Origin of the sequence: Brevibacterium sp. LE-L (assembly GCF_050214925.1) — a bacterium.
GTDB lineage: Bacteria > Actinomycetota > Actinomycetes > Actinomycetales > Brevibacteriaceae > Brevibacterium.
Genome location: NZ_CP189759.1, coordinates 3,213,458 through 3,225,165, shown reverse-complemented (window position 1 = coordinate 3,225,165; position 11,708 = coordinate 3,213,458). Strand labels below are relative to the sequence as shown.

At 65.4% G+C, this 11,708-nt stretch carries 7 protein-coding genes; 3 read left to right on the top strand and 4 right to left on the bottom strand.

The features are described 5' to 3' along the window. Window positions 1-56: 56 nt before the first annotated feature. Window positions 57-3,929 (top strand): DNA-directed RNA polymerase subunit beta', encoded by a 3,873-nt coding sequence (locus ACQE2J_RS14660; RefSeq protein WP_135537138.1) that lies wholly within the window; start codon window positions 57-59, stop codon window positions 3,927-3,929. Window positions 3,930-4,085: 156 nt separating this feature from the next. Here ACQE2J_RS14660 and ACQE2J_RS14655 read toward each other — a convergent pair whose 3' ends face one another. Together ACQE2J_RS14655 and ACQE2J_RS14650 are read right to left on the bottom strand one after the other, a co-directional pair. Further along, window positions 4,086-5,111 carry an ATP-dependent 6-phosphofructokinase gene (locus ACQE2J_RS14655; protein ID WP_135537137.1) on the bottom strand — a complete coding sequence of 342 codons (1,026 nt, stop codon included), beginning with the start codon at window positions 5,109-5,111 and terminating at the stop codon, window positions 4,086-4,088. Further along, window positions 5,108-5,803 carry a DUF1707 SHOCT-like domain-containing protein gene (locus ACQE2J_RS14650; RefSeq protein ID WP_135537136.1) on the bottom strand — a complete coding sequence of 232 codons (696 nt, stop codon included), beginning with the start codon at window positions 5,801-5,803 and terminating at the stop codon, window positions 5,108-5,110. The genes ACQE2J_RS14655 and ACQE2J_RS14650 overlap by 4 nt, the downstream gene beginning before the upstream one ends. A gap of 294 nt (window positions 5,804-6,097) precedes the next feature. Here ACQE2J_RS14650 and ACQE2J_RS14645 point away from each other — a divergent pair, with 294 nt between their 5' ends. Both ACQE2J_RS14645 and ACQE2J_RS14640 read left to right on the top strand, forming a co-directional pair. Then, window positions 6,098-6,814, top strand: coding sequence for a response regulator transcription factor (locus ACQE2J_RS14645; RefSeq protein WP_135537135.1), 717 nt, complete (start codon window positions 6,098-6,100; stop codon window positions 6,812-6,814). Beyond that, window positions 6,811-8,346, top strand: coding sequence for a sensor histidine kinase (locus ACQE2J_RS14640; protein ID WP_135537134.1), 1,536 nt, complete (start codon window positions 6,811-6,813; stop codon window positions 8,344-8,346). Before ACQE2J_RS14645 ends, ACQE2J_RS14640 begins: the two co-directional genes overlap by 4 nt. A 282-nt stretch (window positions 8,347-8,628) precedes the next feature. Here the strand turns inward: ACQE2J_RS14640 and katG are convergent, their stop codons facing one another. After that, window positions 8,629-10,836 (bottom strand): catalase/peroxidase HPI, encoded by a 2,208-nt coding sequence (katG, locus tag ACQE2J_RS14635; protein WP_425120274.1) that lies wholly within the window; start codon window positions 10,834-10,836, stop codon window positions 8,629-8,631. Window positions 10,837-10,956: 120 nt separating this feature from the next. Beyond that, window positions 10,957-11,433 (bottom strand): Fur family transcriptional regulator, encoded by a 477-nt coding sequence (locus tag ACQE2J_RS14630; protein ID WP_425120275.1) that lies wholly within the window; start codon window positions 11,431-11,433, stop codon window positions 10,957-10,959. Window positions 11,434-11,708 lie beyond the last annotated feature (275 nt).

The following is an 11,708-nucleotide window of genomic DNA, read 5'->3' as shown; positions in this document are numbered from 1 at the left end:
CAACCGACACAACTTTTTGGTGAACGATTCGTTCATCGCCAGGAAAGAGGATTTACGTGCCTGACGTCAATTTCTTTGATGAACTGCGCATCGGTCTTGCCACCGCAGAGAATATCCGCGGCTGGTCACACGGTGAGGTGAAAAAGCCTGAGACCATCAACTACCGCACCCTGAAGCCGGAGAAGGACGGACTCTTCTGCGAGAAGATCTTCGGGCCGACCCGCGACTGGGAGTGCGCCTGCGGAAAGTACAAGCGCGTCCGCTTCAAGGGCATCATCTGCGAACGCTGCGGCGTCGAGGTGACCCGTGCCAAGGTGCGTCGTGAGCGCATGGGCCACATCGAGCTCGCCGCTGCCGTGACCCATATCTGGTACTTCAAGGGTGTGCCCTCCCGTCTGGGATACCTGCTGGATCTGGCCCCGAAAGACCTGGAGAAGGTCATCTACTTCGCGGCCTACATGATCACCTCCGTCGACGAGGACTCCCGTCACCGTGATCTGCCCAGCCTGCAGAACAAGATCGACGTCGAGAAGCAGCAGATCGGCACCCGCCGTGACGCCGACATCGATCGTCGTGCCAAGAAGCTCGAAGAGGATCTCGCCGCACTCGAGGCCGACGGCGGCACAGCCCAGGCCAAGAAGAAGCTGCGCGACACCGCCGAGAAGGAAATGGACAAGCTGCGCAAGAACGCCGACCGCGAGGTCGACCGTATCGAGCAGGTGTGGGACCGTTTCAAGAACCTCAAGGTCAACGACCTCGAAGGCGACGAGAGCCTGTACCGCGAGATGTTCCACCGTTTCGGGCTCTACTTCACCGGAGCCATGGGCGCCGAGGCGATCCAGAAGCGCCTCATCGACTTCGACCTCGAGTCCGAAGCCGAGAAGCTGCGTGAGCTCATCGCCACCGGCAAGGGGCAGCGCAAGACCCGTGCGCTCAAGCGCCTCAAGGTCGTCAACGCGTTCCTGACCACCGACAACAACCCCGAGGGCATGGTCCTCGACGTCGTTCCGGTGATCCCTCCGGAACTGCGCCCGATGGTGCAGCTCGACGGCGGCCGGTTCGCCACCTCGGACCTCAACGACCTCTACCGTCGTGTCATCAACCGCAACAACCGTCTCAAGCGTCTGCTCGACCTCGGTGCTCCCGAGATCATCGTCAACAACGAGAAGCGGATGCTGCAGGAAGCTGTGGACTCGCTGTTCGACAACGGGCGTCGCGGACGTCCGGTGACCGGTCCGGGCAACCGCCCGCTGAAGTCGCTGTCGGACATGCTCAAGGGCAAGCAGGGACGTTTCCGTCAGAACCTGCTCGGTAAGCGTGTGGACTACTCGGGCCGTTCGGTCATCGTCGTCGGCCCGCAGCTGCACCTGCACCAGTGCGGTCTGCCCAAGACCATGGCTCTCGAACTGTTCAAACCGTTCGTGATGAAGCGCCTGGTCGATCTCAACCATGCACAGAACATCAAGTCGGCCAAGCGCATGGTCGAGCGCCAGCACCCGCAGGTGTGGGACGTCCTCGAAGAGGTCATCACCGAACATCCTGTGCTGCTCAACCGCGCACCGACTCTGCACCGTCTGGGCATCCAGGCGTTCGAACCCCAGCTCATCGAGGGTAAGGCGATCCAGCTGCACCCGCTCGTGTGCTCGGCGTTCAACGCTGACTTCGATGGTGACCAGATGGCTGTGCACCTGCCGCTGAGCCCCGAGGCGCAGGCCGAGGCCCGCGTCCTCATGCTCTCGGCCAACAACATCCTCAAGCCTTCGGACGGCAAGCCCGTGACGATGCCTTCGCAGGATATGATCATCGGTCTGTTCCACCTCACCTCCGAGCGCAAGGGACTGGCCGGCGAGGGACGTTCGTTCTCCGGTATGGGCGAAGCCATCATGGCATTCGACCGTGGGGAGCTCGACCTCGGTTCGCCGATCACCATCCGCCTGGAGGACGTGGTTCCCGGTGCGGACATCGAGGTGCCCGAAGGCTGGGAGGCCGGGGATCCGCTGGACGTGCAGACGACTCTGGGTCGGGCACAGTTCAATGAGTACCTGCCCGCCGACTACTCGTTCGTCAACTCGACGATCGACAAGAAAGCGCTGAGCCGGATCGTCAACCACCTCGCCGAGGAGTACCCGAAGGTCGAGGTCGCCCACACGCTGGACAACTTTAAGGCCGGCGGCTTCTACTGGGCCACCCGTTCGGGCATCACCATCGCGATGTCCGACGTCGTCTCGCCCGAGGCGAAGACGGAGATCCTCAACGAGGCCGAGGCCATCGACACGAAGGTTCAGCAGCAGTACGAACTCGGTGCGCTCACCGACGACGAGCGCCGCAACGAGCTCGTCAAGCTGTGGACCGAGACGACCGAGAAGGTCGACCAGGTCATGCGCACGAACTTCCCTGAGGAGAACTCGGTGCTGCGTCTGGTCGAGTCCGGAGCATCCGGTAACTGGATGCAGGTGCGTCAGCTGGCCGGTATGCGTGGTCTGGTGACGAACCCGAAGGGTGAGATCATCCCGCGTCCGATCGTGTCGAACTATCGCGAGGGCCTGGCAGTGCTCGAGTACTTCATCGCCTCGCACGGTGCTCGTAAGGGTCTGGCCGACACGGCTCTGCGTACTGCTGACTCCGGTTACCTGACCCGTCGTCTCGTCGACGTGTCGCAGGACGTCATCGTGCGCACCGCGGAAGCCGACTCGAACAAGGGCATCACCCTGCCGGTTGCCGAACGCGATCACGAGGGCAACCTCGTCCCGCACGAATTCGCGGAGACCAGCGTCTACGGTCGACTCACCGTCAACGACGTCACCGACGCCGATGGCAATGTCATCGTCCCGGCGAAGTCCGATGTCACCGCCGCCACTGTCGACGCCCTCGTGGCGGCCGGCATCGAGGAGCTCAAGGTCCATTCGGTGCTGACCGCGGACTCCGATACACAGATCTCCGCCGAGCACTACGGTCGCTCGATGGCGACCGGCAAGCTCGTCGACATCGGCGAGGCCATCGGCACCGTCGCTGCCCAGTCGATCGGTGAGCCGGGAACCCAGCTGACGATGCGTACGTTCCACACCGGTGGTGCGGCGGCCTCCTCGGGTGATATCACCCAGGGTCTGCCGCGTGTGACCGAGCTCTTCGAAGCTCGCACACCGAAGGGCTTCGCCCCCATCGCCGAGGCGACCGGTCGGGCGAAGGTCGACGACAGCCGCAAGACCCGCTTCGTCATCATCACCCCCGATGACGGCAGCGAGGAGATCGAGCATGCCGTGTCCAAGCGCGCCCGCCTCCTCGTCGAGGATGGTCAGCACGTCAAGGCCGGTGAGCAGCTCATCGTCGGTGCGGTCGATCCGAAGCAGGTGCTGCGCATCCGCGGTCGTCGTGAGGCCGAGCGTTTCCTCGTCGAGGAAGTCCAGAAGGTCTACCGTTCGCAGGGCGTGGGCATCCACGACAAGCACATCGAGGTCATCGTGCGGCAGATGCTGCGTCGCGTGACCGTCATCGAGTCGGGCGACACGAACCTGCTGCCCGGCGAGCTCGTCGACCGCGGCCGCTACCAGGCGGAGAACCGTCGTGTCGTCGCCGAAGGCGGACAGCCCGCATCGGCTCGTGACGAGCTGATGGGCATCACGAAGGCGTCGCTGGCCACCGAATCGTGGCTGTCGGCCGCATCCTTCCAGGAGACGACCCGCGTCCTCACCGAGGCGGCCATGGAAGGCAAGTCCGATACGCTCATGGGTCTCAAGGAGAACGTCATCCTCGGTAAGCTCATCCCTGCGGGCACCGGCCTGCAGAAGCACCGCAACCTTGTGGTGGAGCCGACCGAAGAGGCCAAGGCCGAGATGTTCACCAACAGCTACGGGGACTTCTACGCGGGCATCGGATCCGAATCCGGTTCCGCCATCCCGCTGGAGGACTACGACTACGGCGCGTTCAGCTGAGTCTCAACGGCTGAGCCGGGCCGGGCCGGGCGCGCACCGCACACAGCGGGCGCGGCCCGGGCCTCGTGCCCGACAGAGCTGACACAGAGGAGGGGCACTCACCATGCGGTGAGTGCCCCTCTTCTGTGTCTGCCTGGTCCTGAGCCCGTTGGGTGCTCAGCCGAAGAGCACCTGCGCTTCCTCCCACCGGTGCAGAGGCACGGACTTGAGACTGTGCACCGCCGATGACATCTCCACGGAGACGATATCGGTGCCCTTGAGGCTGGCCATCTTGCCCCAATGACCGTGCTGAGCGAGGTCGGCAGCCGCCATTCCCAGCCGGGTGGAGAGCACACGATCGTAGGCAGTGGGGGAGCCGCCTCGTTGCAGGTGCCCGAGGATCGTGGCCCGGGATTCGATTCCGGTGATCTCTTCGATCTTCGGTGCCAGATAGTTCGCAATCCCGCCGAGGCGGACTCGACCCTTGTTGTCCAGCCCCTGATCGGCGACCTGGGTGTCGAAACCCTCGGGGATGAAGCCTTCGGCGACGACGACGATGGGAGCGCGCCCGCGCTCCTTCGCCGAAGTCACCCAGTCGGCGATCTGATCGAAGGAGACGGGGAACTCGGGCATGAGGATCGCGTGCGCTCCGGCGGCCATGCCCGCGTGCAGTGCGATCCAGCCGACGTTTCGGCCCATGACCTCGATGACCATGCAGCGGTGGTGCGATTCGGCGGTGGTGCGCAGCCGGTCGATCGCCTCGGTGGCGATGGATTGGGCGGTGTCGAAGCCGAAGGTGTAGTCCGTGCTGCCAAGGTCGTTGTCGATGGTCTTCGGGACCCCGACGATGTGAAGACCTTCCTCGTTGACCAGGCGCGACGCCCCGGCCAATGTGCCTTCGCCGCCGATGGCGATGAGCGAATCGATGCCGTGGGCGGCCATGACTTCGCGCATCCGCTCCGGCCCGCCGTCCTCATAGGGATGGGTGCGGGAGGTGCCGAGGATGGTTCCGCCCCGACCGGACAGGCCGCGCACATCGAGCATGGTCATATCGAACATGTCGTCCTCGAGCAGTCCGCGCCATCCGTCGCGGATGCCGACGAAAGACGCCCCATGGGTGCGCATGCCCTTGCGGACGATGCCGCGGACGACAGCGTTGAGTCCCGGGCAGTCGCCGCCCGAGGTGAGTACACCGATCTTCATTCCAGCTGACCCTGATCCTTTGTTCGATAGCCTTTGGCGAGCCGGACATCGTGTCCGGCCATGAGAGAGAAGCCTTTGAGGATGACGGTGCCGTTCGACCCGTCGCCCCGCGCGGACTGGCGGACCTCGTTGCCCGCCATGATGTTGATCGTCTCGTCTCGGACGCGTACGCCCGGCGGGACATAGATGTCGTTGCCGGCCCACATCGCATAGGAGACCACTTCGACCGTCACTCCGGGCCCCATGACAGCGCACAGGTCGATGTTGTCCCCGCCCATGAGGGCGTAGGTGGTGACCTCCGCGGTGCCGGGTGGGACGTCGATCTCACGACCGGACATGATGGCCACAGAGCTCATCGGTCGGGCCGAGCCCGGTTCGGCGGTGGGCGAGAGTTCGGAGGGCCCGCGCCGTTGGAGGGCCGAACCCGGGACCGAGGAACCGGTGGCCGAGCCGTGGCCGGTCTGGCGGGCGAAACGGCGGTGGAGCTGTTCGCCCTCGGGCAGGTCGTCGAGGAGCGGCATGAGTTCGTCGACGAACTTCGCGGCGATCGCATCGTCTTGGCGCTCCGCAGTCTCCTCCGGGTCCAGCCGCCCGTTCGTGACCGCCTCGGTGATCACCGAGAGCGTATCATCACGGTCCTTGTCGGAGGCGCGAACGCGGCGTTGAGGAGGAGGGGAGTCATCATCGGCCATGCTCTCCAGTGTAGCGGGACTCGAAGCAGGGGACAGGTCGGTCTGCTGAGCGGATGAGTCCACAGCGGGACCACAGCAGCGACCAATCCGGGGCCCATGTGGTGCCGCGAAGGTGGAGGCTATGAGATACGAGACCGGCGCCCGGCGGCGAAACGGGGAATCAGACGTGAAATCATCTCCTGTTCTTGCAGCCGGCTGCTCAGGACCAGTCTTCGTGCCGGCTTCTCCGACGCACAGGGCCCCGGCTCCGTCTCCTCTGCGATCTCAGCGCGGAATGAGGGGGATAATCGACCTATGACATCGACAGCGGCGGCTCCGGCACGCATTCTCCTCGTCGACGACGAAGCGAACCTCACCGAACTGCTCGTCATGGCCTGCCATGTTCGGGGTTGGCAGGCCACAGGCGTCGGCACCGGACGGGAAGCGGTGGCGCTGGCGCGCAGTGAGCATTTCGATGCGATCGTCCTCGACGTGATGCTGCCCGACCTCGACGGGTTCGCTGTGATCGAGAAGCTCCGCGGGGAGGGGATCGAAACCCCGGTGGTGTTCCTCTCCGCCCGCGATGAGGTCGATGACCGACTCACGGGGCTCCGCCTCGGCGGGGATGACTATGTGACGAAGCCGTTCAACCTCGACGAGGTCATCGCCCGGATCGAGGCCCGTCTCCGCCGCAGCGTGACGAACGGTCCGGGCGACGAGGACGACGTGCTGCGGGTGGGGGACCTCGAACTCGACGAACGCTCGCACGAGGTCACCCGCGCCGGTCACCCGATCGAGCTGACGGCCCGCGAATACGAGGTGCTGCTGCTGTTCATGCGCAATCCGCGAGTCGTGCTGTCCAAAGCGCAGATCCTCGACCGCGTATGGGACTACGACTTCGGCGGCAACGGCAATATCGTCGAACTCTACGTCTCCTACCTGAGGAAGAAGATCGACGCTCCGTTCCCGGATCTGGAGAACCTCTTCCACACCAAACGCGGAGCCGGCTACATCATGCGAGCCGAATCATGAGACTGCGCCGGTGGCGGCTGCAGACGCGGCTGATCGTCCTCGCCGGACTCGTCCTCATGCTCGTCGGAGCCGGGATCGGCGCCGCCTCCTGGCTGAGTGTGCGCAGCTCCCTCATGGCGGACCTCGACGCACAGCTGACGTCGATGACCTCGCATGCGCGCTCGGCGGACGGTCCTGGTTCGGGCCGAGATGCGGCCGCAGGACCGGGCTCTGGCACCGGCACGGACGGCGGATCGTCCGCGGCCGTCGATTCGGCGCTGCGCTATCTCTTCCAGCCGGGCGTGGGAGACGGTGCGCTCGTCGTCGTTGATTCCGGCAGCGGGGGAGAAGGTCTGATCGCCGAGGCGGGGCTGACCCGACCGCGACCGCTGTCTGCTGAGGCGATCACTGCCCTTCTCGAGATCGAACCCGGCGACGAGGCCGCCCATGAGTCCGTGCGCGTGCCGGGGTTCGGCTCCTACCGGGTGGTCGCCTTCGCCGACGGCGACACCACCACCGTCTACGGTGTGCCGCAGGGCAGTGTCGACGAGGCACTCGACCGCACAGCCTGGACAACCGCGTTCGTCGTCCTCATCGGCGTACTCACCACTGCCGCGCTCATGGCAGTGATCATTCATCGTCAGCTGCGTGACCTCCGCGACGTCGCCCGCACCGCACGGGAGGTCACCGACCTCGAACTGGGGGCCGGCAAGCCCGAGCTCGCGCTGAGAGTGCCGAGCGAACTCGCCGTCCCCGGCACCGAAGTCGGTGATGTCGGGGCCTCGGTCAACCGGATGCTCGACCATGTCGGCTCCGCCCTGGAAGAACGGTATCGGGGCACGGAGCAGATGCGCCGGTTCGTCGCTGACGCCTCCCATGAGCTGCGTACCCCGATCGCGACGATCCGTGGGTGGGCCGACCTCACCCGCCCATACCGTGAGGAGCTTCCCGCCGAGGTAGCCACCTCCTTGGGCCGGATCGATTCCGGGGCGATGCGGATGTCGGTCCTGGTCGACGACCTTCTTCTGCTCGCCCGTCTCGAGGCCGGTCGGCAGCCGACGCGCAAGGACCCCGTCGATGTGTCCGCCCTGCTCATCGAACTCGTCGAGGACGCGCATGTGGTCAACCCCGACCATGCCATCGTCCTCGATGTGCCGCCCGAGGTCCTCGAAGTCCGTGGCGCTGTCGATCAGGTCCGACGCGTCGTGTCGATCGTGCTCACCAATGCGTGTGTGCACACGCCTCCGGGGACTCGAGTGCGTGTCGAAGCCTCAGCGCAGCGCAAACCGGTTGCCGGTCAGCTGCCCCGCGATGTCGTGGTGGTCCGCATCAGCGACGACGGTCCGGGCATACCCCCGGAGATCCGGGACCGGGTCTTCGACCGGTTCGTCCGCGGCGACCCGTCGAGGACTCGTCAGGACGGGGCGAAGGGCGGTTCCTCGGGCCTGGGCCTGGCCATCGCGTCTGGGCTCGTCGAGCTCATGCACGGCAGCATTTCGATGACGAGCACGGGAGAGGGCACGGCCTTCGAACTGCGGCTGCCGACCCCATGAACGGGGCTGTTGAGACGGACGCCTGACCCGGGTGGATCGCACAGCCCGAACACAGGGCCGGCCTGGGCGGACTGCAGTCCCGAGGCCGAGAGTGCCATCGGCCTCGCCGACCTCAACAGGAACGAATGATGACACGACGATGCCCCCACCGACTCCGGTGGGGGCATCGTCGTTGCGGGGCCGACTCAGTCGCAGACTCGAAGAGCCGTGGACCGACTCAGCAGCAGACCGGTCGAGTCACAGCTTCACTGCGGAGTCGCCTCGGCGGAGTCGATGATCATCTCAGCGGTGCAGATCGTAGCGATCGGCTTCGACGACCTTGGTCCAGGCCTTGACGAAGTCGGCGACGAACTTCGCGCCGGCATCGTCGGATCCGTAGACCTCCGCGATGGCGCGCAGCTCGGAGTTCGCACCGAAGAGCAGATCGACGCGGCTGCCGGTCCACAGCTTCTCACCGGCAGGGGAGAAGCACTCGTAGAACTCGGCGGTTTCGGAGTCGCCGACCGGCTTCCACACGTTGCCGAGCTCGAGGAGGTTGACGAAGAAATCGTTCGTCAACTCGCCCGGTCGGTCGGTGAACACTCCGAGATCGGAGTCCTCGAAGTTCGCTCCGAGGACGCGCAGACCGCCGATGAGCACGGTCAGCTCCGGCGGGGTGAGCCCGAGCAGGCTGGCCTTGTCGAGCAGCAGGTACTCCGCCCGGAGCGGAAGATCCGCGGTCAGATGATTGCGGAACCCGTCATGGGTGGGCTCGAGGAAGCCGAAGGAATCCACATCCGTCTGCTCCTGTGTGGCATCCCCGCGACCGGTCGAGACCGGCACGGTGACCTCATGGCCGGCCGCCTTCGCAGCTGTCTCGACTCCGACGGCACCGGCGATGGCCAGCACATCGGCGAACGACGCACCGGTCGACTCGGCGATCTCCTCGAGGACTGGCAGAACCTGCGCGAGCTTGGTCGGCTCGTTGGCCTCCCAGCTGCGCTGCGGTTCGAGGCGGAGACGTCCGCCGTTGATTCCGCCGCGCATATCCGAGACCCGGTGGGAGGACGCCGCCGCCCACGTGGTCGACACCAGCTGGGACACCGTGAGACCCGAGTCGCGGACGGCGGCCTTCACGGCCTCCAGGCCGGCGGCGTCGAGCGAGGTGCCGGCGGGAATCGGATCCTGCCAGATGAGCTCCTCGGTGGGAACCTCGGGGCCGAGGTAGCGGGTGGCCGGTCCCATGTCACGGTGAGTGAGCTTGAACCAGGCGCGGGCGAAGGCATCTTGGAAGGCCTTCTGATCGTCCTTGAACCGGCGGGAGATCTCCCCGTAGATGGGATCGTAGCGCAGGGCCAGGTCGGTCGTGAGCATGCGGGGCTCACGGCGGCCGGTGCCCTGTGCCATCGGCACCATATCGTCGCCGCCGCCGTCGATGGGACGCCACTGGAGATGTCCGCCTTCGTTCTCGAAGACTTCCCACTCGTAGGCGAAGAGGATGTGGAAGAACTCGTTGTCCCAACGGGTCGGGTGGTAGGTCCAGGTGACCTCGATGCCGCTGCCGACGGTGTCGTTGCCCTGACCGGTTCCGTAGTCGCTGCGCCAGCCCAGGCCCTGCTCCTCGAGCGGAGCCGCCTCGGGGTCGGTGCCCTTGTGGGATTCGGGCGCCGCACCGTGGGTCTTGCCGAAGGTGTGGCCGCCGGCGATGAGGGCGACGGTCTCTTCGTCGTTCATCGCCATCCGTGCGAAGGTCTCACGGATCTCGAGCGCCGACTTCAGCGGATCCGGCTCGCCCTCGGGGCCCTCGGGGTTGACGTAGATGAGGCCCATGGTGGTCGCGGCCAGAGGCTTCTGCAGCTCTCCGTTGCCCACATAGCGCTTGTCGGTGCCCAGCCATTCGGACTCCGAGCCCCAGTACACGTCATTGTCCGGCTCCCACACATCGGCGCGGCCGCCGGCGAATCCGAAGGGCTCGAAGCCCATCTGCTCGAGGGCGACGTTCCCGGCGAGGATGAACAGGTCGGCCCAGGAGATCTTCTTGCCGTACTTCTTCTTGACCGGCCACAGCAGACGGCGCGCCTTGTCGAGCAGGACATTGTCGGGCCAGGAGTTCAGGGGAGCGAATCGCTGCTGGCCTTCGCCTCCGCCGCCGCGACCGTCCTGGACGCGATAGGTTCCGGCCGAGTGCCAGGCCATACGGACCATGAACGGACCGTAGTTGCCGAAGTCCGCGGACCACCAGTCCTGGTTGTTCTTCTGCAGTGCTTCGATATCGGCTTTGAGCGCGAAGTAGTCGAGGCTGTTGAACTCGGCCGCGTAGTCGAAGTCGGGGTCCATGGGGTCGCGTGCCGGCTGGCCCTTGGCGAGGATCTTGAGGTTGAGGCGATTGGGCCACCACTGCGCATTGGCGTCGCCCTGGACGGGGTTGACCAGCTGTCGGGAATCCGGCGCCGTTGCCGGCTCCGTGGAGGTGTGGGCGACCGGGCAGCCGCCTGTGGTCGTCTGGGTCATCGTATTCCTTTCACAGTCGAGTCGACTTCGGCGACTCCGTTGAAGATAAGGGCTGACCTCGGAAAGAGGGCATAGGGGTGTCCTCGGAAGAAGACGGATGGAAATGAACGGAGCGTGGACTCACACGGCGGAACGACGGCCGACCTCGGGCCTCTCGGCACCGGAGTCCGCGCAGTCGGGACACAGGCCCCAGAAGGTGACTTCGGCCTGTTCGATGAGGAAGCCGGCATCGTGGGAGGGCGTCAGGCACGGTGCCTGACCGATCGTGCAGTCGACATCGACGATGAGATTGCATGACCGGCACACCAAGTGGTGGTGATTGTCTCCGATCCGCCGTTCGTACCGAGCAACCGAGCCGGATGGCTGGATGCAGCGGACGAGCCCGACCTCGGTGAGGGTGTGGAGCGAGTCGTACACGGCCTGGTGGGAGACCGCAGGCAGCGACTCGCGCACTGAGCGGATGACGGTGTCGGTGTCAGCATGCGGATGATCCCGCACGGCTTCGAGCACCGCGACCCGCTGTTTCGTCACGCGCAGAGACGTCTGCCGCAGAGCGGCGCCAGCCTCGTCGACGTGTTCTTGATTCGTCCCGTTCACACCACCAGAATGCACGCTTCTTTTGAATGAGTCAAGGAAACGATGAAAACCCCTCGCCGAGGCGGTCCGGCCCATCCGTGCCCCATTCACGGCGCGGATGTCGGTGGACGCCGTCGCGTCGAACCCGGGTGTCCGCAGGGCCGGGAGTCGAGGTCACAGGCGTGCCTCGCTGATTTCCGCGAGTTTGCAGGGTACCGTGGACGACCGTGATTTTGACCAGATACCGAAGTGCGGGATATTCTGGTAAGCGACTGATTGTGTTATCTGCGTTGTCG